This is a genomic window from Streptomyces roseochromogenus subsp. oscitans DS 12.976 (genome assembly GCF_000497445.1).
In the GTDB taxonomy this organism is placed as follows: Bacteria; Actinomycetota; Actinomycetes; order Streptomycetales; family Streptomycetaceae; genus Streptomyces; species Streptomyces oscitans.
In genome coordinates, this window is the sequence record NZ_CM002285.1 from 7,103,546 (window position 1) to 7,125,924 (window position 22,379).

The 22,379-nt window shown below is 71.7% G+C and carries 20 protein-coding genes; 9 read left to right on the plus strand and 11 right to left on the minus strand.

The window, feature by feature from the left end:
• Positions 1 to 194: 194 nt before the first annotated feature.
• From M878_RS99035 to cobT, 3 genes are all read right to left on the minus strand, one after another.
• Positions 195 to 959, minus strand: coding sequence for a hypothetical protein (locus M878_RS99035; RefSeq protein WP_023551336.1), 765 nt, complete (start codon positions 957 to 959; stop codon positions 195 to 197).
• Positions 960 to 969: 10 nt separating this feature from the next.
• Positions 970 to 2,832 (minus strand): phosphatidylglycerol lysyltransferase domain-containing protein, encoded by a 1,863-nt coding sequence (locus tag M878_RS80370; protein WP_031226331.1) that lies wholly within the window; start codon positions 2,830 to 2,832, stop codon positions 970 to 972.
• Positions 2,833 to 2,968: 136 nt separating this feature from the next.
• Positions 2,969 to 4,066, minus strand: a complete 1,098-nt coding sequence (gene cobT / locus M878_RS80375) for a nicotinate-nucleotide--dimethylbenzimidazole phosphoribosyltransferase (protein WP_023551338.1) — start codon at positions 4,064 to 4,066, stop codon at positions 2,969 to 2,971.
• 133 nt (positions 4,067 to 4,199) lie between these two features.
• Here cobT and M878_RS80380 point away from each other — a divergent pair, with 133 nt between their 5' ends.
• Positions 4,200 to 5,201, plus strand: a complete 1,002-nt coding sequence (locus M878_RS80380) for a class I SAM-dependent methyltransferase (protein WP_023551339.1) — start codon at positions 4,200 to 4,202, stop codon at positions 5,199 to 5,201.
• A 59-nt stretch (positions 5,202 to 5,260) separates the two neighbouring features.
• Here M878_RS80380 and M878_RS80385 read toward each other — a convergent pair whose 3' ends face one another.
• Positions 5,261 to 6,463 carry a bifunctional adenosylcobinamide kinase/adenosylcobinamide-phosphate guanylyltransferase gene (locus M878_RS80385; RefSeq protein WP_031226334.1) on the minus strand — a complete coding sequence of 401 codons (1,203 nt, stop codon included), beginning with the start codon at positions 6,461 to 6,463 and terminating at the stop codon, positions 5,261 to 5,263.
• 79 nt (positions 6,464 to 6,542) lie between these two features.
• Between M878_RS80385 and M878_RS80390 the strand changes: the two genes are divergently transcribed.
• A complete protein-coding gene (locus tag M878_RS80390) occupies positions 6,543 to 6,755 on the plus strand; it encodes a hypothetical protein (protein WP_023551341.1) in 213 nt (70 codons plus the stop codon).
• Between the two features lie 49 nt (positions 6,756 to 6,804).
• On the opposite strand, the gene M878_RS80395 is transcribed toward M878_RS80390, so the two are convergent.
• From M878_RS80395 to M878_RS80405, 3 genes are all read right to left on the minus strand, one after another.
• Positions 6,805 to 7,881, minus strand: coding sequence for a S1C family serine protease (locus M878_RS80395; protein WP_023551342.1), 1,077 nt, complete (start codon positions 7,879 to 7,881; stop codon positions 6,805 to 6,807).
• Between the two features lie 56 nt (positions 7,882 to 7,937).
• A complete protein-coding gene (locus M878_RS80400) occupies positions 7,938 to 8,639 on the minus strand; it encodes a class I SAM-dependent methyltransferase (RefSeq protein ID WP_023551343.1) in 702 nt (233 codons plus the stop codon).
• Positions 8,640 to 8,722: 83 nt separating this feature from the next.
• Positions 8,723 to 9,319, minus strand: coding sequence for a DUF3043 domain-containing protein (locus tag M878_RS80405; protein WP_023551344.1), 597 nt, complete (start codon positions 9,317 to 9,319; stop codon positions 8,723 to 8,725).
• 319 nt (positions 9,320 to 9,638) lie between these two features.
• Here M878_RS80405 and M878_RS80410 point away from each other — a divergent pair, with 319 nt between their 5' ends.
• From M878_RS80410 to M878_RS80430, 5 genes are all read left to right on the plus strand, one after another.
• Positions 9,639 to 10,430: a PspA/IM30 family protein gene (locus M878_RS80410; protein WP_078630450.1), complete on the plus strand. Its 792-nt coding sequence runs from the start codon at positions 9,639 to 9,641 to the stop codon at positions 10,428 to 10,430.
• Positions 10,431 to 10,464: 34 nt separating this feature from the next.
• Positions 10,465 to 10,743 carry a PspA-associated protein PspAA gene (gene pspAA, locus M878_RS80415; protein ID WP_023551346.1) on the plus strand — a complete coding sequence of 93 codons (279 nt, stop codon included), beginning with the start codon at positions 10,465 to 10,467 and terminating at the stop codon, positions 10,741 to 10,743.
• A 114-nt stretch (positions 10,744 to 10,857) separates the two neighbouring features.
• The gene (locus tag M878_RS80420; protein ID WP_023551347.1) at positions 10,858 to 12,090 is read left to right on the plus strand and encodes a sensor histidine kinase; all 1,233 of its coding nucleotides are present in this window, start codon (positions 10,858 to 10,860) and stop codon (positions 12,088 to 12,090) included.
• Complete coding sequence (locus M878_RS80425) at positions 12,087 to 12,767, plus strand: response regulator (RefSeq protein WP_023551348.1); 681 nt, start codon at positions 12,087 to 12,089, stop codon at positions 12,765 to 12,767. The genes M878_RS80420 and M878_RS80425 overlap by 4 nt, the downstream gene beginning before the upstream one ends.
• Positions 12,768 to 12,942: 175 nt before the next feature.
• Positions 12,943 to 16,044, plus strand: a complete 3,102-nt coding sequence (locus tag M878_RS80430) for an efflux RND transporter permease subunit (protein WP_023551349.1) — start codon at positions 12,943 to 12,945, stop codon at positions 16,042 to 16,044.
• 59 nt (positions 16,045 to 16,103) lie between these two features.
• Here M878_RS80430 and nadA read toward each other — a convergent pair whose 3' ends face one another.
• Complete coding sequence (gene nadA / locus M878_RS80435; protein WP_031226338.1) at positions 16,104 to 17,288, minus strand: quinolinate synthase NadA; 1,185 nt, start codon at positions 17,286 to 17,288, stop codon at positions 16,104 to 16,106.
• A gap of 263 nt (positions 17,289 to 17,551) precedes the next feature.
• Between nadA and M878_RS80440 the strand changes: the two genes are divergently transcribed.
• Positions 17,552 to 17,908 carry an iron-sulfur cluster assembly accessory protein gene (locus M878_RS80440; protein ID WP_023551351.1) on the plus strand — a complete coding sequence of 119 codons (357 nt, stop codon included), beginning with the start codon at positions 17,552 to 17,554 and terminating at the stop codon, positions 17,906 to 17,908.
• 114 nt (positions 17,909 to 18,022) lie between these two features.
• Here M878_RS80440 and M878_RS80445 read toward each other — a convergent pair whose 3' ends face one another.
• Together M878_RS80445 and M878_RS80450 are read right to left on the minus strand one after the other, a co-directional pair.
• Entirely contained in the window at positions 18,023 to 19,531 is a 1,509-nt protein-coding gene (locus M878_RS80445) for a hypothetical protein (protein ID WP_023551352.1), read from the minus strand.
• A gap of 101 nt (positions 19,532 to 19,632) precedes the next feature.
• Positions 19,633 to 19,842: a hypothetical protein gene (locus M878_RS80450; protein WP_023551353.1), complete on the minus strand. Its 210-nt coding sequence runs from the start codon at positions 19,840 to 19,842 to the stop codon at positions 19,633 to 19,635.
• A 130-nt stretch (positions 19,843 to 19,972) separates the two neighbouring features.
• Here M878_RS80450 and M878_RS80455 point away from each other — a divergent pair, with 130 nt between their 5' ends.
• A complete protein-coding gene (locus tag M878_RS80455; RefSeq protein WP_023551354.1) occupies positions 19,973 to 20,947 on the plus strand; it encodes a carbohydrate kinase family protein in 975 nt (324 codons plus the stop codon).
• Between the two features lie 16 nt (positions 20,948 to 20,963).
• On the opposite strand, the gene M878_RS80460 is transcribed toward M878_RS80455, so the two are convergent.
• Entirely contained in the window at positions 20,964 to 22,340 is a 1,377-nt protein-coding gene (locus tag M878_RS80460; protein ID WP_023551355.1) for a cysteine desulfurase/sulfurtransferase TusA family protein, read from the minus strand.
• Positions 22,341 to 22,379 lie beyond the last annotated feature (39 nt).

Here is a 22,379-nt window from a genome sequence, read left to right on the forward strand (position 1 = left end):
CCGCGTCGGGCCTTTCAGGACTTGATCGGTGGGAAGCCCGATCCGCGCCCGGTCCGGTTGCTGGATCGTCGCTGACGGTGCCGTGTCGGTCGGCGGTATCCGCGCCGCGTCCGGTGCCCGCGGGCTGCTCGCGCCGAGGCGGCCTTGCGTGCGTACTGCCGCGACCGGCGCTGGGTCAAGCCGCGTCGGGCCTTTCAGGACTTGATCGGTGGCAAGCCCGATCCGCGCCCGGTCCGGTTGTCGGATCGTCGCTGACGGTGCCGCGTCAGTCGGCCGTACCCGCGCCGCATCCGGAGCCGCAGCGGGTGCCCGCGGCGGTGCCGCACGGCCACGATCAGGCACAGCAGCCCCACCGCCATCAGCGCGGCCAGATGTTCCTTGCCCGCCAGGTTCTCCTTGATCAGCACCTCGGCCACCATGGCCACGGTCACCGCGCCCGCCGTCATATAGGCGCCGTACCGCCAGGCCACGAACACGGCGAGCCCCACCACGGCCGCCGACGGGCCGGTGTCGACCACCTGCGCGTCCGTCCACGGCAGCCCGAACGGGGCGTGTGCGCCGAGCGAGATGCCGACGCGCGCGTACAGGGTGCCGGCGAGCGTGGCGACGTAGGCGATGACCAGCGTCCGCCACCAGCCGATGGACACCTCGGCGATCCCGAACACCAGCAGGATCTGCACCAGCGCGCCCCACACCGGCAGATCCAGCGCCGGCACGTACAGCGACAGGGGAGTGCGCAGCAGGGCCAGCCACAGCGGGTCCTCGGCCCGTACGGCGCCCACGTTCTGCACGAACTGATAGCCCCACTCCCGGTTCTGCACATACTGCAGAAGGGACGTCAGGCACACCGCCCCGAGCGTCATCGGCAGCGCCCGCAGATGCCGCTTCAGCAGGGCTTCCCGTACGGTGACGTACAGCAGCCCCCACTCCTCACGGGCCCAGCGGGCGAGCGTTCTCATCGGGCGTTCCTCATCGGTGCGTGTCCAGGTGCCTGCGGTGCAGCCACTTCGGCAGTCCCGGCGCCTCCAAGAAGCCTTCGGCGCGGGCCGAGGCGAGGCCGATGCGCAGCAGGTCCGCGCTCTTCTCGAAGAGCAGGAACCGCGGCTCCCAGATGGGCCGGTACTTGGCGTTGGCGCGGTACAGCGACTCGATCTGCCACCAGCGGGAGAAGAAGCTGAGCAGCGACCGCCACAGCCTCAGCACCGGACCGGCACCGAGGCGCGCGCCACGTTCGAAGACCGACCTGAACATCGCGAAGTTGAGTGAGACCTGCGTGATCCCGATCTCGCCGGCCCGCCGCAGCAGTTCGATGACCATGAACTCCATCAGCCCGTTGTCGGAGTCCCGGTCACGGCGCATCAGGTCCAGGGACAGCCCGTGCGGCCCCCACGGCACGAACGACAGCAGGGCGCGCAGCCGGCCCTCGGCGTCCGTGCACTCCAGCATCACGCACCGCCCGTCCTCGGGGTCCCCGAGCCGGCCGAGCGCCATGCTGAACCCGCGCTCGGTCGCCCCGTCCCGCCAGTCGTCCGCCCGCTCGACGAGATACGCCATCTCGTCCGCCGCTGAGTCCGCCGAGTCCGCCGAGTCCGCCGAGTCCGAAGAGTCCGCCGAGTCCGCCGGGATGGCCGCGATGTCCTCGTGGCGCCGGATCCGCACCTGGTACCCGGCCCGCTTCACCCGGTTGTACGCCTGCCGGACGGTCCGCATCGCCCGGCCCTCCAAAGTGAAGTCGGCGACCTCCACGATCGCCTCGTCGCCGAGCTCCAGGGCGTCCAGACCGTGCCGGGCGTAGATGGTGCCCGCTTCCTCGCTCGCCCCCATCACCGCCGGGATCCACCCGTGCGCCCGCGCCTCGGCCAGCCACGGCGCGATCGCGCCCGGCCACGCCTCCGGATCGCCGAGCGGATCCCCGGACGCCAGGCTCACCCCGCCGACCACCCGGTAGGCGACGGCCGCCTTCCCGGTCGGCGACCACACCACGCTCTTCTCCCGGCGCAGCGCGAAGTAGCCCAGCGAGTCCCGCTCGCCATGCCGCTCCAGCAGGGCCCGCAGCGCCTTCTCGTCGTCCTCGGTGAGCGGGTCGACGGCGCGCCGGGAGCGGAAGGCGGCGTAGAACACGGCGAGGACGAGGGCCGTACTGAGCACGTTGATCGTGACATTGGTCCAGTTCGGCGGGTCGATGCCCGGGAAACGGGACTCGTCGGCCGCCACCGACACCAGCCGCAGGGTGCCGTAGTGCCAGCGCTCCAGGAAGGTCGAACTGGCCGCGTCCGGCGCCTGGTTGGTGAGCGTCACGAGCAGTCCGGCCAGCAGGCTCGCGGTGAGCCCGCCGCCGACCGCGACCGTGGCCGCGAGCCGGGGGTTGGACCGGTCGCCCTTGGCGTAGAACTCGCGCCGGCCCACGATCAGCGCGCCGACGAAGGCTGCCGTGAGCCCCAGCGAGATCCAGTTCTGCGCGTACCGGCGCAGTTCCGGGAAGGCCATGGCGAACGCGAACAGGACGAGGAAGGGCCCGCTGAGCACGAGGTTGAGGATCCACGCGGCCCGCTTCCTGCGCCGCATGGTGATCGCCAGGAACGCGGTGAAGACACCCGAGGCGAAGCCGGCCGTCAGCAGATACGGCGTGAAGAAGTCGTCCTGGTTGTGCCGGCGCACGTCCTGGCCGAGCGAGACCCAGACCGCGCTGAGGAAGTTGATGAAGGCGACGGTCCGCAGATACCAGACGGCGAAGGCGGCGGCTCGCCGGGAGGCCCCGGTCGACCGCCGCCCCTCCTCACCCGGGCGCCCCGGCTCGGCTTGCAACGGCACGGCATTTCGGGCATCTCCCATGGGTCAGGATCATATGGGCGCTGCCGTGACGAACCGCACTTTTCCGCCGGGAGGCGGCAACTGCCGATCTTTTCCGGCGCAACGGCGATCAGCCGCCGCGGCGGAATCCAGGCGTGCCGAACCGGCCGAAACCCGACTACTCGCTCTCCTTCTCCTCCGGCTCCTTCTCCTCCGGCTCCTGCTCGGCTTCCGGCTTCTCGGGAAGCTCGGCAGCCAGCGCGGCAGCGCTGCGCACCAGGGAAAGCGCCAGCAGGGCTCCCGTACCCTCGCCGACCTTCACCCCCTGCTCCAGCAGCGGCTCCAGGGCCATCCGGTCCAGCGCCTTCGCCTGCCCCGGCTCCCCGCTGTCGTGCCCGGCCAGCCACCAGTCCGGCGCCCGGAAGGCGATCCGCTGCCCGACCAGCGCGCACGCGGCGGCCACGACGCCGTCCAGGATCACCGGCAGCTTCCGTACCGCGCACTGCAGCAGGAACCCGGTCATCGCCGCGAGGTCGGCTCCGCCCACGGTCGCCAGCAGCTGCAACTGGTCCCCGAGCACCGGCCGTGCCCGCCTGAGCGCGTCCCGGATCGCCGCGCACTTGCGCATCCACGCCAGGTCGTCGATCGCGAGCCCGCCCCGCCCGGTCACCACCGACGCGTCGGTCCCGCACAGCGCGGCGATCAGCACCGCCGCGGCCGTGGTCCCGCCCACGCTGACGTCCCCGAGCACCACCAGGTCCGTACCCGAGTCGGCCTCCTCGTCGGCGACCGCGATGCCCGCGCGCAGCGCCGCCTCGGCCTCGTCCAGGGTGAGCGCGTCCTCGATGTCGATACGGCCGCTGCCGCGCCGCACCCGGTGGCGCCCGACGTCCTGCGGGAAGACGTCCGGTGCGCAGTCCAGGGCCATGTCCACGATCCGTACGGGCACCTCCTGCCGCCGTGCGAGCACCGACACCGGGCTCGCACCCTCCAGCACCGCCCGCACCAGCTGCTCCGCGCCGCCCGCGGGCCGTGCCGAGACGCCCAGTTCGGCGATGCCGTGGTCACCGGCGAAGAGGATCACCCGCGGCCGCTCGATGGGCCGTACCGGTACGGCGCTCTGTGCGGCGGCCAGCCACTCGCCCAGCTCGTCGAGGCGGCCCAGCGCCCCGGCCGGCACGATCTGGCGCTCCCGCCGGGCCTCGGCGTCACGGCGCACGCCCCCGTCCGGGCGCTCGATCAGATCGGTGAAGTCGTCCAGATTAAGCCTGCTCATTCGCCGAACAGTACCGCCAGAGAACGAACGCTTCCGCGCCACATGGCCACCACACCCCTACGACGTCATTGCACCCAAGATCGGGATCCCATACTTTCCGTTTTGTCATGGAATGTCGCACAGGGAGCAGCCCATGCCGGCCTCGCCCGTCACCCCGAAGACCCTGCCCCGGAGGGGGGACCCGCAGCGGTCCTCCGACCCGTTCCTGGAGCCGCGGCGTGAGAACTGCCCCTGGTGCGGCTCCGCACGGCTGCGCACCCGGGTGCGCGCGAGCGACCCGCTGCGCCACCGGCCGGGCCGGTTCGTCCTCGACCAGTGCCGGGACTGCGCCCACACCTTCCAGAACCCCCGGCTCACCGCGGAGGGGCTCGCCTTCTACCACCGGGACTTCTATGTACGGCACTTGGAGGAGTTCACCGCCCGGGTGCTGTCCTCCCGCGCGGTCCGCCGCCGGCACCGAGCCACCGCCTACAAGCTGTCGGCGCTGGCCGAGGCGGAGAGCTGGCTGGACGTGGGCACGGGCCGCGCCGGCTTTCCCGAGGCGGCGAAGGAGTTCTTCCCGTACACGAGCTTCGACGGCCTGGACCCGACGGCCCGGGTGCAGCAGGCGCAGCTGGAGGAGCGGGTCGAGGAGGCCCACCGCGGCTACCTCACCACCCCCGGGACGGCGGCCGGGCTGCGCGGCCGCTACGACGTGGTCAGCATGTTCCGCCACCTGGAGCAGACCCCCGACCCACGTGCCGAACTCCGCGCGGCCCTGACGGTCCTGCGCCCCGGCGGCCACCTCGTCCTGGAAGTCGCCAATCCACGCTGCGCGTTCGCCGCCCTCCTCGGCAGATGGTGGCTCCCCCACGGCCAGCCCCGCCACCTCCACCTGATGCCCCTGCCCAACCTGCGCGCGGAACTGGAGGCGCTGGGCTGCACGATCCTCATCACGGACCGCCGCGCCCCGCACATCCCCTACGACCTCTCAGGCGCCGTCGCCCTGGCCTCGGCCCCCCATGCCCTGCTGAGGTTTGCCGCAGCGCCCTTGCTGGACGTGGCGACGGCCCTCGACCACGTCCTGGCGCCGTTCGTCCGCCGCACTCCTTTTTCCAACGCGTACAGACTCGTGGCGCGCAAGGCCGCCCGCTGACGGCGCGTGTGTGGTCCCGCCGCTGCGGGCAGTCGTGCGGCAGCGGCACCCGGTGCCGCTCACCCCCGGAGCACCAACGCCTGACCGGCGACCACCAGCACCACCTGCTCGCACTCCGCCCCGAACGCCGTGTTCAGCCGCCCCAGTTCGTCCCGGTACCGCCGCCCGGACGCGGTCGCCGGCACGATCCCCGACCCCACCTCGTTCGACACGGCGACGACGGTCCGCCGAGTACCCCGCACGGCGGCCGCCAGCTCCCGCACCCGCTCCCGCAGCGCCTTCTCCCCACCGCCCGCCCACTCCGCGTCGTCCCACGCCCCCACGGAGTCCATGACATCCGTCAGCCACAGCGACAGACAGTCGATCAGCAACGGCGGCCCGTCCTCCCGCAACAGCGGCACCAGATCCGTCGTCTCCGCCGTACGCCACGACCCCGGCCGCCGCTCCCGGTGCACGGCCACCCGCTCCGCCCACTCGCTGTCCCCGCCCCGCGTCCCGCCGGTCGCCACGTACAGCACCTCAGGGAAGGACTCCAGCCGCCGCTCGGCCTCCACCGACTTGCCCGAGCGCGCCCCGCCCAGCACCAGCGTCCGGCGCGGCACGTCCGGCACGTCCTCGTACACGCCGACCGCCAGCGTCGTACCGTCCGGCACCGCCCGCGCCCCGGCCGCCGCCAGCCGGCGCCGCAACTCCGCGCCCGGGGGCACGTCATGGTCGAGGTGGACGGCGACCACATCCGTCGTCGGACCGACCGAACCCACCGCCCGCAACCGCGCCAGCGCGTCCGGGCGGCCCACGACGTCCGCGAGGACGAGGTGGCACGACTCCGCCGTCGCCGCCTCCAGACCGGCCGGCGCGCCACTCGGCGGCAGATACAGCAGCCGCTGCCCGTCCGGACCGGTCACCGCGTACCCGGTGCCGCCCGCGTCCATCGCCACGGCCCGCACCCGATGCCCCGTCAGCAGCGCCAACTCCCGCCCGTCCGGCACCCGCCCGGGCTGCGGCAGCCCGGCCGGCACCTCCACCGCCGGTCCGTCGTGCGGATGCGACAGCAGCACCTGCCGTACCCCGCCCAGCGAATGCCCGGCCCGCGCCGCCGCGAACGCCACGCCCGGCGTCAGGTCGAGCAACAGCGTCCCGTCCACCAGCACGGCCGTCGCCGCCCGGGCATCCGGCCCCAGCGCGGTCGCGCACGCGGCGCAGGGGCAGTCGGGCCGGGGCAGTCCGGCGGGGGAACCGGTACCGAGCAGAGTCACTTCCACGGGTCGATTTTCGCCTGTCCGATCAGGTCTTGCGCTTCCGGCTAGTCTTCCAGCAGGTGTTGGATCGAAGGAGGCCCAGATGACGGCATGGACGTGGCGGTTCGAGAAGGCCGACGGGACGGAGGTCCAGCCCGCGGTGCAGCCCGAGGAATTCACCACGCAGGGGGATGCCGAGTCCTGGATCGGGGAGCACTGGAAGGCGCTGCTGGAGGGCGGGGCCGACCAGGTACGGCTGTTCGAGGAGAGCGCCGAGATCTACGGGCCGATGAGCCTGCACGCCGACGCTGCCTAGCCGCGCCGAGGGGTACGGCCCTGGGTCGTACCCCTTCCCGTTTCGTTTCTCACTGCTCGCCCAGCGTCACCTTCGCCGACTTCTCGGCGCCGGTGCGCTGGTACGTCACCGTTGTCTTCTGGCCCGGCTTGTCCGCCGCCAGCGCCTCGGACAGCGAGGTGATGGTGGTGATCGGCTCGTCCCCGAGCCTGGTGATGATGTCGCCCGGTCTCAGGCCCGCCTGGTCGGCCGCGCCGCCGTTCTTGACGCTGACCACCGCCACCCCGGCGGGCTGGTAGCGGTCGTCCACGACGGTCCGCGCGGTGATGCCGAGCGCGGCCCGCCCCGAGTCGACGACCTTGCCCTCCTTGACGATCTGCCCGGCGATCGTCTTCACCATCGACGCCGGGATGGCGAACCCGATGCCGGGCGCCGCGCTGCCCCCGAGGTCGGGGTCGGCGGCGGCGAGCGTCGGGATGCCGATGACCTGCCCGTCCAGGTTGACCAGGGCGCCGCCGCTGTTGCCGGGGTTGATGGCGGCCGAGGTCTGCACCATGTTCGCGATGGTCGCGCCCGTGCCCCCGCCCGCGGTCTCGCTGACGGTCCGCCCGGTCGCCGACACGATGCCCTGGGTCACGCTGGACGACAGTCCGAGCGGCGAACCCATGGCCAGCACGATCTGGCCGACCTCCACTTTCTCGGAGTCGCCGAACGTCGCCGCCTTCAGCCCGGCCGGCACCTTGTCCAGCTTGATCACGGCCAGGTCCTGCTCGGGGTAGGAGTACACCAGGCGCGCGGTGAGCGGCTCCTCGTTGTTGGCCGTGGTCACCTTGAAGGTCTTCTCCGACCGGACCACGTGCGCGTTGGTGACGATGTGGCCCTTGTCGTCGTACACCACCCCGGAGCCCAGGGTTCGGCTCGCCTGGATCTGCACGACCGACGGCAGGACCTGCCTGATGACCTTCTGGTACTGGTTCTGCAGGTCGTTCGCGGCCATCGGTACGGCCGCCCGGTCGGTCGTCGCCCTGTCGGTGTCCTGTGCGGCCGGACCGGCGGTCGGTGAGCAGCCGGCGGCGAGGACGGCGCAGCACACCAGCGCGGCGGCGGACACGGCCTTGCCGAGGGCACGGGTACGGGAAGCGTCCATGCCCCGAGTCTCACCGCACGGTGATCGACCGGCCCGTGGTGTTCCCCCGAACGGGCTCAGCCCCGTACACCGCACAGGTGGAGCAGCGCCGCCACCCCGCGGTAGGGATCGGTGCGGCCGGCCCGCTCCTCGGCGGCCAGCAGCGTCTCCAGGTCGTCCGGGATCGGCGTGTCGTCCATGGCCGTGTCCGTGAAGACCCGCACGCCGTACCAGGCGTGCAGCGGGGCGGCGATCCCGGCGAGCGTGGCGGTGAGGCCGGCCAGCCGGTCGGCCCGGACGTTGAGGCCGAGGCGGTTGCAATAGGCGGTGGTGTCGAAGGCGGCCAGGGTGCCCGCCCAGTCCCCGGACAGGCCCGGCCGCAGGGCGAGCGCGTCGCCGTTGCGGACCAGGAGGGACAGCAGCCCGCCGGGCGCCAGCATCCGGGCCAGGCCCGCCAGCAGCGGGTCCGGCTCCTCCACGTACATCAGCACGCCGTGGCACAGCACCACGTCGAAGCCGCCCGGCAGGAAGTGCACACCGGTGTCGCGGCCGTCGCCCTGCACCAGCCGCACCCGCTCGCGGATGCCCTGCGGCTGCGCGGCCAGCGCCTCACGCGCGGCGGCGATCATCGTCGCGTCCTGCTCGACCCCGGTCACCTGATGGCCGAGCCGGGCCAGCCGCAGCGCCTGCGTGCCCTGGCCCATGCCCACGTCGAGCACCCGCAACCGCTGCCCGACCGGGAACCGCCCGGCTATCTGCTCGTCGAGCTGCCGGGCCACCAACTCCTGTCGTACGACATCACGCAGCCGGCCCAGCTTGTTCAGCCAGGCCTTTGCCGCACCCCCGGTGAAGGCGTCTGCGCTCAGGGCCGCTCTCCGCGCTTGACCTGCGGCTTCGGCAGCCGGAGCCGGCGCATCTGCAGCGACCGCATCAGGGCGTACGGGACCGCGCCGCGGGTGTTCTGGCCGGGGAACTTCTCCTTGAGGCGCTTCTTCAGGCGGAAGCCGCTGAACGCCGCGTCCGCCACGATCAGCACGATCACCACCAGCCACAGCAGCAGCGCGATCGACTGGATCGCCGGCACCCGCACCACGCTCAGCACGAGGATCACCACGGCGAGCGGCAGGAAGAACTCCGCCACGTTGAACCGCGAGTCCACCCAGTCGCGGGCGAACTTGCGCACCGGGCCCTTGTCCCGGGCGGGCAGATAGCGCTCGTCACCGGTGGCCAGCGCCTGGCGCTGCCGATCCAGGGCCTGGCGCCGTTCCTCGCGCTGACGCTTGGCGGCCTCCTTGCGGTTGGTCGGCGTGTTGGCCACGCTGCGCCGCTGGGTCTGGGCCTCACTGCGCTTGGGCGTGGGCCTGCCCTTCGGGGCCTGCGGGTCACGGGGCTGCTTGGAGAGGGCTACCCGCGTCTTGTCAGCGGGAGCCTTCTCGTCCTTGGCACGGCTACGGAACACAAAACCCAAGGGTAAGGGCTGCACCGGCATGGACCCAGCCCGGCGGGGAACGATCCGGCAACACCGGACGTCTGTAGGGGGACAGAGGGGACGTTGCAGGCGCTTCACCCGGCGGTCACCGAAGGGACCGCGGAGGGCCCGGAAAGGCTCACCCGGAGGACCACCTACTCCTCACGCCGGAGCGATACCGTCCGCAGTCGTCCTTGGGGATGAGCGTATCCGTCCCCGAACAGTGCGGTAATGGAGTCAGGGCCCGTACTGTGGGACCTGTCGCAGGATCTGTGAGCTGGAGTCCGTCAGAAGGGGGCGCGCGAAGCCCATGAGCGGTGTCATGAAGCGTATGGGGATGATCTTCCGCGCGAAGGCGAACAAGGCCCTTGACCGGGCCGAGGACCCGCGCGAGACCCTCGATTACTCGTATCAGAAGCAGCTGGAGCTGCTCCAGAAGGTGCGCCGCGGTGTCGCCGACGTGGCGACCAGCCGCAAGCGCCTGGAACTCCAGCTCAACCAGTTGCAGCAGCAGTCCACCAAGCTGGAGGACCAGGGCCGCAAGGCGCTCGCGCTCGGCCGCGAGGACCTGGCCCGCGAGGCGCTGTCCCGGCGCGCCGCCCTCCAGCAGCAGGTCACCGACCTCGAGACGCAGCACGCCACCCTCCAGGGAGAGGAGGAGAAGCTCACCCTGGCGGCCCAGCGCCTGCAGGCCAAGGTGGACGCGTTCCGTACGAAGAAGGAGACCATCAAGGCCACCTACACCGCCGCCCAGGCCCAGACCCGGATCGGTGAGGCGTTCTCCGGTATCTCCGAGGAGATGGGTGACGTCGGCCTCGCCATCCAGCGTGCCGAGGACAAGACCGCCCAGCTCCAGGCCCGGGCCGGCGCCATCGACGAGCTGCTCGCCTCCGGCGCCCTGGACGACCCGACCGGCATGGCCAAGGACGACCTCACCGCCGAGCTGGACCGCATCTCCGGTGGTACGGATGTAGAGCTGGAGCTGCAGCGCATGAAGGCCGAGCTGGCCGGAGGCTCCCCGCAGCAGGCCATCGAGGGCGGCACCGGCCAGGGGCAGACCCAGCAGCAGCCGCAGGACACCCCGCGCTTCGACAAGCAGTAGTCCGGGCGCCGGGGGCCGAGCCGAGGAGGCCGACGTGATCGTACGGATCATGGGGGAGGGCCAGTGGAAGCTGGCCGACGCCCACTTCGCCGAGCTGAACAAGCTCGACGACGAGCTGCTGGAGGAGATGGAGGCCGGCGACGAGGAGAGCTTCCGCCGCACGCTGGGCGCCCTCCTCGACGCCGTCCGCCGCCTCGGCGCGCCCCTGCCGGACGACGCCCTGGAGCCCTCGGAACTGATCCTTCCGGCGTCGGAAGCCTCGCTGGCGGAGGTCCGCGAGATGCTCAGCGACGACGGCCTGATCCCGGGCTGAGCCGGTCTCTGCGAGAGGTTCGGCGGCTGGACGCCTGATAGCTCCAGAGCCCGGCTCCCGCCCTGGCGCACGCCAGTACAGGGCACCGGCACGGCACCCGTACTGTTCATACTCGTGAGCACCCTCGACCGCGCCCGCTGCAGCCTCAAGGCCTACCCCTGGGCGCTGGACGCGGCCATCGCCGCAGGCGTGCTGGTGTGCATGGTCGCCGGATCCTTCGTGACCCCGCGCGGGAACAACGGCGTCACCTGGGGCGTCCGCACCCCGGACCCGCAAGGCCTGCTCCTCATGGTCCTCTCCGCGGCCGCCCTCGTCTTCCGCCGCCGTGCCCCGAAGACGGTCCTCGCCGCCACCGGCACCCTCTCCGTCATCGAGTGCGTCACCGGCGACCCGCGCGCCCCGGTCGCGATGTCCGCCGTGATCGCCCTGTACACCGTCGCCTCGACCACCGACCGCACCACCACCTGGCGCGTCGGTCTGCTCACCATGACCGTGCTGACGGCGGCCGCCATGCTCGGCGGACCGCTGCCCTGGTACGCGCAGGAGAACCTCGGTGTGCTCGCCTGGACCGGCATCGGCGCCACCGCCGGGGACGCCGTACGCAGCCGGCGCGCGGTCGTCCAGGCCATCCGGGAGCGGGCCGAGAGAGCCGAACGCACCCGTGAGGAGGAGGCCCGCCGCCGGGTCGCCGAGGAGCGGCTGCGGATCGCGCGCGATCTGCACGATGTCGTCGCTCACCACATCGCCCTGGTGAATGTGCAGGCCGGGGTGGCCGCGCACGTCATGGACAAGCGGCCCGACCAGGCCAAGGAGGCTCTCGCGCACGTCCGCGAGGCCAGCCGCTCCGCGCTGGACGAGCTGCGCGCCACCGTCGGCCTGCTCCGCCAGTCCGGCGACCCCGAGGCCCCGACCGAGCCCGCCCCCGGCCTGAGCCGCCTGGAGGAGCTGGCCGCGACCTTCCGCAACGCGGGCCTGCCGGTGGCGGTCGCCCGCGCCGACCACGGCACCGAACTGCCCGCCGCCGTCGACCTGGCCGCGTACCGGATCGTCCAGGAAGCCCTGACGAACGCCCAGAAGCACGCGGGCTCCGAGGCCAAGGCCGAGGTCAGCGTCGTACGCGTCGGACCGAACATCGAGGTCACCGTCCTGGACGACGGCGCGGGCGCGGCCGGTGTCCCCGGGGCCGGCGGCGGGCACGGACTGCTCGGCATGCGTGAGCGGGTCACCGCCCTCGGCGGCACCCTCACCACTGGACCCCGCTACGGCGGCGGCTTCCGCGTCCATGCGATCCTGCCCCTCAAGACCCGAAGCGAGACCCGTACGACGGCCCCGGGGGAGCCCGCATGACGATCCGTGTCCTGCTCGCCGACGACCAGGCACTGCTGCGCAGCGCATTCCGGGTGCTGGTCGACTCCGAGCCCGACATGGAGGTGGTCGGGGAGGCCTCCGACGGGGCCGAAGCGGTCCGGCTGGCGAAGGAGCACGGCCCCGACGTGGTCCTGATGGACATCCGGATGCCGGGGACGGACGGTCTCGCCGCGACCCGGCTGATCAGCGAGGATCCCTCCCTCACCCAGGTCCACGTGGTCATCCTGACCACCTTCGAGGTGGACGACTACGTCGTCCAGGCCCTGCGCGCGGGCGCCTCCGGCTTCCTCGGCAAGGGCAGCGAGCCGGAAGAGCTGCTGAACGCCATCCGGGTCGCGGCGGGCGGTGAGGCCCTGCTCTCGCCCGCCGCCACCAAGGGGCTGATCGCCCGCTTCCTCGCCCAGGGCGACGGTGACGACGGCCGTGACCCGGCCCGCTCGGAGCGGCTCGGCGCGCTCACCGGCCGCGAGCGCGAGGTGCTGGTCCAGGTCGCCGGCGGCCACTCCAACGACGAGATCGCCGAGCGGCTGGCGGTGAGCCCGCTGACGGTGAAGACGCACGTCAACCGGGCCATGGCCAAGCTGGGCGCGCGCGACCGGGCGCAGCTCGTGGTGATCGCGTACGAGTCGGGTCTGGTCCGGCCGCGCACGGACTGATCTCCACCCGGGTCTCCACCCGGGGCCCACCCAGGGCGTACTCCGGTCTCCACCCTGGCGTACTGCGGGCGGAGTAGGGCCCGGATAAGGAAATGGACCCAGGGCCGACGGATCGGCCGTCCGGGATGGCTCAGGGTGAGAGGGTCTGCCGCTCACAGAAACGAGACCCTGATCCATGTCCTGGCTGTCGAGATTCAGCCTCCGGCAACGGGCCCTGACAGGCCTGATGTCGCTCGTCGCGCTCGTCTTCGGGCTGATCGCGATACCCCAGATCAAGCAGCAGCTGCTGCCCACCATCAACCTGCCCATGGTGTCGGTGATCGCGCCGTACCGGGGCGCCTCGCCCGATGTGGTCGAGAAGCAGGTCGTCGAGCCGATCGAGAACAACCTCCAGGGCGTCTCCGGTGTCAAGGGCGTCACCTCGACCGCCAGTGAGGGCAACGCCGTGATCATGGCGTCCTTCGACTACGGCAACGACACCAAGCAGATCGTCTCCGACGTGCAGCAGGCCGTGAACCGGGCCCGCAACCAGCTCCCGGACAACGTCGATCCGCAGGTCGTCTCCGGCTCCACCGACGACATGCCGACCGTGGTCCTCGCCGTCACCTCCGACAAGGACCAGCAGGCCCTCGCCGACCAGCTGGACAAGACCGTCGTACCGGCGCTGAAGGACATCTCCGGCGTCGGCCGCGTACAGGTCACGGGCGTGCGTGACGTCCAGGTCACGGTCACCCCGGACGACGCCGAGCTCGCCCGGGCGGGCCTCACCCCCGCCGCGCTCGGCCAGGCCCTGCAGGCCGGCGGCGCGACCGTCCCGGCCGGCTCCTTCGACGAGAACGGCGCCAACCGCACCGTCCAGGTCGGCGGCGGCTTCACCTCGCTGGGGCAGATCCAGGACCTGATGGTCACCGGCGAGGGCGGCGGCAAGCCCGTACGCCTCGGTGATGTGGCCACCGTCAAGGAGCAGCCGGCCCCGGCCGACTCCATCACCCGCACCGACGGCCGGCCCAGCCTCGCCGTCAACGTGACCATGGACCACGACGGCAGCGCGGTCACCATCTCCAGCGCGGTCAAGGACAAGCTGCCCGACCTGCGCGAGCAGCTCGGCTCCGGCGCGCAGCTCACGGTCGTCAGCGACCAGGGCCCGGCCGTCTCGAAGTCCATCACGGGCCTGACCACGGAGGGCGCGCTCGGCCTGCTCTTCGCGGTCCTGGTCATCCTGGTCTTCCTCGCGTCGATCCGCTCGACGCTGGTGACGGCCGTGTCCATCCCGCTGTCCGTCGTCCTCGCCCTGATCGTGCTGTGGACGCGCGGCCTGTCGCTGAACATGCTCACGCTCGGCGCGCTGACCATCGCCATCGGCCGCGTCGTCGACGACTCGATCGTGGTCCTGGAGAACATCAAGCGGCACCTCGGCTACGGCGAGGAGCGCAAGGACGCGATCCTGAACGCGGTGCGCGAGGTGGCCGGCGCGGTCACCTCCTCCACCCTCACCACGGTCGCCGTGTTCCTGCCGATCGGCCTGGTCGGCGGCATGGTGGGCGCCCTGTTCGGCTCGTTCAGCATCACGGTGACGGCGGCCCTGCTGGCCTCCCTGCTGGTGTCGCTGACGGTCGTCCCGGTTCTGTCGTACTGGTTCCTGCGCGCCCCGAAGGGCACCCCCGAGGACGCGGCGGAGGCTCGTCGCCGGGCCGAGGAGAAGGAGGCGAACAGCCGCCTCCAGCGCGCCTACGTCCCCGTTCTGCGCTTCGCCACGCGCCGCCGCCTCACCAGCGTGCTGATCGCGATCGTCGTCCTGGTGGTCACCTTCGGCATGGGCGGCCTGTTGAAGACCAACTTCTTCGACCAGGGCGAGCAGCAGGTCATCACCGTCAAGCAGGAGCTGAAGCCGGGCACGAGCCTCGCCGAGACCGACAGACAGGCGAAGCGGGTGGAGCAGCTGCTCGCCTCCACCGACGGCGTCAAGGACTACCAGGTCACCGTCGGCTCCTCCGGCTTCATGGCGGCCTTCGGCGGCGGCACCGACACCAACCAGGCGTCGTACCAGGTGATGCTGAAGGACTCGAAGTCGTACGACAAGGTGCAGAAGCACCTCGAGGACGGCCTGAAGAAGCTCCAGGGCATCGGCACGACCACCGTGTCGGCCGGTGACGGCTTCGGCAACCAGAACCTGAGCGTGGTGGTCAAGGCGTCCGACCCGCAGGCGCTGAGCACGGCGGCGGAGCAGGTCCGCTCCACGGTCGCCGGCCTGGACGGCGTCACGGACGTCACCAGCGACCTCGCGACCAGCGTGCCGCGGATCTCGGTGAAGGCCAACGCCAAGGCGGCCGCAGCTGGGTTCGACGACCAGAAGCTGGGCGCCGCGGTCGCGCAGTCCGTGCGCGGTACGACGGCGGCGAAGGCGATCCTCGACGACACCGAGCGCGATGTCGTGGTCCGCTCGGCGAGGCCCGCGACCACGCTGGCCCAGCTGAAGGCGCTGCGCCTCGGCCCGGTGAAGCTCGGCGACATCGCCACGGTGCGGCTGGTGGACGGCCCGGTGTCGCTGACCCGGATCGACGGCCGGCGGGCAGCGACCATCACGGCCAAGCCGACCGGTGACAACACGGGTGCGATCAGCACCGAGCTCCAGTCGAAGATCAAGGAGCTGAAGCTGCCGGCCGGCGCGAAGGCCGAGATCGGCGGCGTCACGTCGGACCAGAACGACGCGTTCAAGAACCTGGGCCTGGCCATGCTGGCGGCGATCGCGATCGTCTTCATGCTGCTGGTCGCGACCTTCCGTTCGCTGGCCCAGCCGCTGATCCTGCTGGTCTCCATCCCGTTCGCGGCGACGGGCGCGATCGGCCTGCTGGTCGCCACCGGCACCCCCATGGGCGTCCCGGCGATGATCGGCATGCTGATGCTGATCGGCATCGTGGTGACCAACGCGATCGTGCTGATCGACCTGATCAACCAGTACCGAGGGCAGGGCTACGGCGTGGTCGAGGCCGTGATCGAGGGCGGCCGGCACCGGCTCCGGCCGATCCTCATGACGGCCCTGGCGACGATCTTCGCCCTGCTCCCGATGGCGCTGGGCGTCACCGGCGAGGGCGGCTTCATCGCCCAGCCGCTCGCGGTGGTCGTCATCGGCGGCCTGATCACGTCGACCCTGCTGACCCTGCTCCTGGTCCCGACGCTCTACGCGATGCTGGAGCTCCGCAAGGAGCGCCGGGCGAAGAAGCGGGCGGCGAAGAAGGAGACGAAGGCGGAGAAGGTCCTGGAGCCGGCCGGAGTCTGACGGTCATGACGAAGGGCCGGGTTCTCGACGAGAACCCGGCCCTTCGTGCGTGCCGCTGACTACGGAAGCGCGAGCATCCGCTCCAGCGCCAGCTTGGCGAACGCCTCCGTCTCCTTGTCGACCTCGATCCGGTTGACCAGGTTGCCCTCGGCCAGGGATTCCAGCGCCCAGACCAGATGGGGCAGGTCGATGCGGTTCATGGTCGAGCAGAAGCAGACCGTCTTGTCGAGGAAGACGATCTCCTTGCCCTCGGGCGCGAAACGGTTCGCCAGCCGGCGGACCAGGTTCAGCTCCGTGCCGATGGCCCACTTCGAGCCGGCCGGGGCGGCCTCCAGGGCCTTGATGATGTACTCGGTCGAGCCGACGTAGTCCGCCGCCGCCACGACCTCGTGCTTGCACTCCGGGTGGACCAGGACGTTCACCCCGGGGATGCGGGCGCGCACGTCGCTGACCGAGTCGAGGCTGAAGCGGCCGTGCACCGAGCAGTGACCCCGCCACAGGATCATCTTCGCGGCCCGCAGCTGCTCCACGGTGAGCCCGCCGTTCGGCTTGTGCGGGTTGTAGACCACGCAGTCGTCCAGGGACATGCCCATGTCGCGGACGGCGGTGTTGCGGCCCAGGTGCTGGTCGGGCAGGAACAGCACCTTTTCGCCCTGCTCGAAGGCCCAGTCCAGCGCCCGCTTGGCGTTGGACGAGGTGCAGATGGTGCCCCCGTGCTTGCCGGTGAACGCCTTGATGTCGGCGGAGGAGTTCATGTACGAGACGGGGACCACCTGCTCGGCTATCCCGGCCTCGGTCAGGACGTCCCAGCACTCCGCGACCTGCTCGGCCGTCGCCATGTCGGCCATCGAGCAGCCGGCGGCGAGGTCGGGCAGGACGACCTTCTGGCCGTCGGAGGTGAGGATGTCCGCCGACTCGGCCATGAAGTGCACACCGCAGAAGACGATGTACTCGGCCTCCGGGCGCGCGGCCGCGTCCCGGGCCAGCTTGAAGGAGTCGCCCGTGACGTCCGCGAACTGGATGACCTCGTCGCGCTGGTAGTGGTGGCCGAGCACGAACACCTTGTCGCCGAGCTTCTCCTTGGCCGCGCGGGCGCGTGCGACCAGGTCCGGGTCGGACGGCGAAGGCAGGTCGCCGGGGCACTCGACGCCCCGCTCGCTCTTCGGGTCGGCCTCACGGCCGAGCAGCAGCAGGGCGAGCGGAGTCGGCTGCACGTCGAGCTCCGGGGTCTGGGCGGTGGTCACGACACGCACCCTTTCTACTTTTCGTCTAACTGACGCTATCTATCATAACTGGTTCACGTCACTTTGACGATGGCCATAACGTCGATGTGACGTGAATCCCGCTCAGGTCCCTCCACAGGCCGCTGCCGACTCCGTAGGGCATGTGCGAGCATGAAAGCGGAAGCAAAACGCGACAACGCGACTGCCCGGCCCGGAATGAATCCGCGGAAGCGCCGGTTGCACTCGTCGGCAAGCAGTCTCCGTACAACCCGGGAGAGATGTAGATGTCCGTATCGGACGAGACCACCACCGTCACCGACGGCATCATCCTGACCGACGCCGCCGCGGCCAAGGTCAAGGCCCTGCTCGACCAGGAAGGCCGCGACGACCTCGCGCTGCGTGTCGCCGTCCAGCCCGGCGGCTGCTCCGGCCTGCGCTACCAGCTCTTCTTCGACGAGCGCTCGCTCGACGGCGACGTGGAGAAGGACTTCGGCGGGGTCAAGGTCGTCACGGACCGGATGAGCGCTCCGTACCTGGGCGGCGCCACCGTCGACTTCGTGGACACCATCGAGAAGCAGGGCTTCACGATCGACAACCCGAACGCGACCGGCTCCTGCGCCTGCGGCGACTCCTTCAGCTGAGCCGAGGGACCGGTGGCCGCCGGCCACGGTCCAAAGGTCTGCCGAAGGCGGCGGCTCCCTGCACGGGGGCCGCCGCCTTCGGCGTACGCCTGGAGGCCGTCGTACGCGGCGGGGTCAACGAGCCTGCGCCGACGCATCCGGCCGCAGCGAGCCCGGCTTGGCCTGGGGGATGCGGGCGCCGTCGTCGCCGACCACGGTCCGTCCGCCGAGCGGCGCAGCCAGCCGTACGGTCTTCACGTACTCCTTGGCGATCAGTACGCACACCTTGTCCGGCCAGGGCCGCTCGGTGACGGTCACGGTCACCCGGTCGCGGCTCTCCTTCGCCGAGGCCTTGTAGTCGGCGCACACCCCGCCGTAGAAGCTCACCTTCAGCTCCCGGTCGTCGGCCGTGTAGCCGGTCACCCGCACGCTGTGCGGCTTCGGCGCCGTGCTCGTCCCGCCGGAGGGAGTCGTCGCCGAGGCCAGGTAGCGGGGATCGACCGCCGGATACGTCACCGTGGACGCGCCCTGGCCCGCAGGCTCCCGCACCTCGAACAGCCAGGACGGCACCAGCGTCTGCCGCCCGGCGACGGAGTGCGCGGCCAGCCCGAACACCGCCTTCGCCACGGTGACCCGGTCCGCCCCCTGCTCGGGCACCCCGGTGGAGCCGGTGCAGGGCTGCTCCAGCCGGTCCTTCAGCGGCATGCCACTGGTACAGCCGCCGATCCCCATCCGGTGGTCGTCCTTCGGCGCCGCGTTCATCAGCTTCAGCGTCTTCGCGGCGCTCAGCACGGGATACGTGTCGCCCTTCACCGGCGCCCCGAGCAGCCCGTGCCCGCCGACCAGCTCGCCCTGCTTGTCCACGGTCAGGCCGGTCGTCCAGCCGTACGTCGGCAGCCCGCCGACCACCGGCTCGGCGTTGACCACCCGCTGGGCGCCCATGACCTGGCTCGCGTCGATCTTCGCGTCGTCCAGCCCGGCCGCCTTCAGCACCGAAGCGGCGGCCGCGGTCGCCTTCGCCACGCTCACCGGGGTGCCGGCGGGGGCCATCGGGTCGTGCGTGCAGAGGACACCCTTCTTGCAGTCGTCGGTGCCCGGCGCATACCGGCTGAAGGTCCAGCTTCCCGGCGCGTCCCGGTTCACCTGCAGACTCGGCCCGGAGCCGTCCTGGCCGCCGACCCGCCAGACCGACCCCTGGGCCACCGGCGTGCCGTCGACGCCGAGCGCCTTGGCCAGCCGGGCCACCGCGTCCTTGCCGACCTCGCCCTTGGGCGCGTACACCGGTGCGGAGCCGGGACCGGCCGGCAGCTCGCCGGCGGCCACATACGTCGCGCCGTACGGGTCCGGCTCGCCCGGAGCGATGCCGCCCGTGCCGCGGCCGAAGCCGTCCAGGGCGAGCGGCGGGGGAGTGGCACCGCCGCCCGCCGTCCCGGGGCCGTCCGTACGACCGCCCGCGCCGCTGCCTGCCGCGAGGTAGGCACCCCCACCGCCGACCAGCAGCACGGCCGCGGCGACGGAGAGGACGGCAAGCCTCGACCGGCGCCGTCCACCCGGCAGGTCCGCCGTACTCTCCCGGCTCGCGGCGCTCCCGGCATGCTCGGCGCCCTCGGGGTGCTCGCGGTTCTCAGGTCCCTCGGTGTTCACCGCATCGCTCCTCGCTGGTCGTATCCCGCATCCCCCGTGTGGAGGACGGCGATGGGACGCGGGAGGGGAGCGTGCGGTTCCCTGCGCAACGTGCTCGCGCGTCAGTCGCCGTAGTCGGACATCGCGTCCAGCAGCCGCGCGGACTTCGCCGGCACGGTCACCCCGTGGATCAGTGACGGCGGCACCGGCCGGGACGCGGAGTGCTCGGGAACCCTCCAGTGCGGAGCCATCCGGGCGCAGTCACCGCGCAGCGCGGCGAGGTCGCCCTCGGACTCGGCCGGGTCGGCGGAGCGGAATCTGAGATTCGTCATGAACGCACCGTAAGCCTGCTCAAGGCCGCGAAGAAAGATCTACTATCGGGTATTTTCGCCACCTACAGCGCCGACGGCCGACCGGGTAGCGTGAACTGTCAATCCCGCCTCCCGCAGGAGATTTCCCGTCGTGCGCATCGCAGTCACCGGCTCCATCGCCACCGACCACCTCATGACCTTCCCCGGCCGTTTCGCCGACCAACTCGTCGCGGACCAGCTGCACACGGTTTCGCTCTCCTTCCTGGTCGACAATCTGGACGTGCGCCGCGGTGGCGTCGCCGCGAACATCGCCTTCGGCATGGGCCAGCTCGGCACCCGGCCGATCCTGGTCGGTGCCGCCGGCGCCGACTTCGACGAGTACCGGTCCTGGCTCGACCGGCACGGTGTGGACACCGAGTCGGTCCGGATCTCCGAGACCCTGCACACCGCCCGCTTCGTGTGCACCACCGACGCCGACCACAACCAGATCGGCTCGTTCTACACCGGCGCGATGAGCGAGGCCCGCCTCATCGAGCTGAAGACCGTCGCCGACCGCGTGGGCGGGCTCGACCTGGTCCTCATCGGAGCCGACGACCCGGAGGCGATGCTCCGCCACACGGAGGAGTGCCGCTCCCGCGCGATCCCCTTCGCCGCGGACTTCTCCCAGCAGATCGCCCGGATGGACGGCGACGAGATCCGCGTCCTGCTGGACGGGGCGACGTACCTGTTCTCCAACGAGTACGAGAAGGGCCTCATCGAGACCAAGACCGGCTGGAGCGACGCCGAGATCCTGGGCAAGGTCGGCCACCGCGTCACCACGCTCGGCTCGCGCGGTGTACGCGTCGAGCGGGCCGGCGAGGACCCGGTCGAGGTCGGCTGCGCCGAGGAGGAGCGCAAGGCCGACCCCACGGGTGTGGGCGACGCCTTCCGCGCCGGGTTCCTGTCGGGACTGGCGTGGGGTGTCTCGCTGGAGCGTGCCGCCCAGGTGGGCTGCATGCTCGCGACGCTGGTCATCGAGACCGTGGGGACGCAGGAGTACCAGTTGCGGCGGGCGCACTTCATGGAGCGGTTCACCAAGGCCTACGGCGATGACGCCGCCCGGGAGGTTCAGGCTCACCTGGGCTGAGCGCCCCTGAGGCCGGTCACCTCACCCGGCGGACCACGTATGCCGTTCCCTTGTCCGCCGGCTCCTCTCCGACGTACTCCTGTCCCCGCATCTCGCACCACGCCGGGATGTCCAGGCGGGCGGCCTCGTCGTCGGAGAGGACCCGGACCGTGCCGCCCACCGGTACGTCACCGAACGCCCTGGCCAGTTCGATGACCGGGATCGGGCAGCGCTTGCCGAGGGAGTCGACGACGAGTTCCCCGGCTTGTACGGCCGTCTCGGGGGCCGGTGTGCCCAGCTTCTCGCGGAGGCCCGCCACGGTCCCCGGGAGCACCTCCAGGAACCGCTCCACATCCTCCTCGGCGGCCCCCATCGGCAGGGACACCCGGACGTTGCCCTCGCTCAGCACGCCCATCGCCTTCAGGACATGGCTGGGCGTCAGCGTGCTGCTCGTGCACGAGGAGCCGGAGGAGACCGAGAAGCCCTCGCGGTCCAGTTCGTGCAGCAGCGCCTCGCCGTCGACGTAGAGGCAGGAGAAGGTGACGATCCCGGGCAGCCGCCGCTCGGGGTCGCCGACGACCTCCACATCCGGCACCAGCCGCGGCACCCGCGCCCGGATCCGCTCCGTCAGCTCCCGCAGCCGTACCGCCTCCTGGGCCGCCTCGGCCCGCACCGCGCGCAGCGAGGCGACGGCCGCCACGACAGCCGGAATGTTCTCGAACCCGGGCGCCCGCCCCGACTCCCGCTCGTCCGCCGGGCCTTGGGCGGCGAACCGCACACCCTTGCGTACGACGAGCAGCCCGGCCCCGGACGGCCCGCCCCACTTGTGCGCGCTGGCCGTCAGCAGCGACCAGGCACCCTCGACCGGCCCCCACCCCAGCGACTGCGCCGCGTCCACCAGCAGCGGCACGCCGGCGGCCCGGCACACCTCGGCCGCCTCGGCCACCGGCTGTACGGTCCCCACCTCGTGGTTGGCCGACTGCAGGACGGCCAGCGCGGTGTCCGGACGGAGGGCGTCCGCATAGCCGGACGGGTCCACGGCACCGGCCCGGTTCACCGGCACCCGGGTCACCGTTCCGCCGTCCGCCTCGAACACCTCCGCCGAATGGAGTACCGAGGAGTGTTCGACCGCCGACACGATGAGGTGGCGCCCCACCCGCCGCCTCCCGGCCAACGCGCCCGCGATGCCCGTATGTACGGCCCGCGTTCCGGACGAGGTGAACACCACCTCGTCGGCCCGGCAGCCGACGGCTTCGGCAGCCGCCTCCCGGGCGGCGTCCAGCAGCATCCGGGCCTTGCGTCCCTCCCGGTAGAGTCGGGCAGGGTCCGCCCATCCCTCGTCCAAGGAGGCCGTCAGCGCCTGACGGGCGACGGGATGGAGGGGTGCGGCGGAGGCAGCGTCGAAGTAGGACACAGGGCAACGTTAAGACTTCCGGCAGGGGCAACACCCTGA

What these genes read in the sequence shown, in the direction of transcription:
- M878_RS80410 (WP_078630450.1), top strand. Translation starts at nt 9,639, where the DNA reads ATGAGCGGTGTCATGAAGCGTATGGGGATGATCTTCCGCGCGAAGGCG.
- M878_RS80450 (WP_023551353.1), bottom strand. Translation starts at nt 19,842, where the DNA reads ATGACGAATCTCAGATTCCGCTCCGCCGACCCGGCCGAGTCCGAGGGC.
- M878_RS80430 (WP_023551349.1), top strand. Translation starts at nt 12,943, where the DNA reads ATGTCCTGGCTGTCGAGATTCAGCCTCCGGCAACGGGCCCTGACAGGC.
- M878_RS99035 (WP_023551336.1), bottom strand. Translation starts at nt 959, where the DNA reads ATGAGAACGCTCGCCCGCTGGGCCCGTGAGGAGTGGGGGCTGCTGTAC.
- cobT (WP_023551338.1), bottom strand. Translation starts at nt 4,066, where the DNA reads ATGAGCAGGCTTAATCTGGACGACTTCACCGATCTGATCGAGCGCCCG.
- M878_RS80440 (WP_023551351.1), top strand. Translation starts at nt 17,552, where the DNA reads ATGTCCGTATCGGACGAGACCACCACCGTCACCGACGGCATCATCCTG.
- M878_RS80370 (WP_031226331.1), bottom strand. Translation starts at nt 2,832, where the DNA reads ATGGGAGATGCCCGAAATGCCGTGCCGTTGCAAGCCGAGCCGGGGCGC.
- M878_RS80390 (WP_023551341.1), top strand. Translation starts at nt 6,543, where the DNA reads ATGACGGCATGGACGTGGCGGTTCGAGAAGGCCGACGGGACGGAGGTC.
- M878_RS80380 (WP_023551339.1), top strand. Translation starts at nt 4,200, where the DNA reads ATGCCGGCCTCGCCCGTCACCCCGAAGACCCTGCCCCGGAGGGGGGAC.
- M878_RS80395 (WP_023551342.1), bottom strand. Translation starts at nt 7,881, where the DNA reads ATGGACGCTTCCCGTACCCGTGCCCTCGGCAAGGCCGTGTCCGCCGCC.
- M878_RS80425 (WP_023551348.1), top strand. Translation starts at nt 12,087, where the DNA reads ATGACGATCCGTGTCCTGCTCGCCGACGACCAGGCACTGCTGCGCAGC.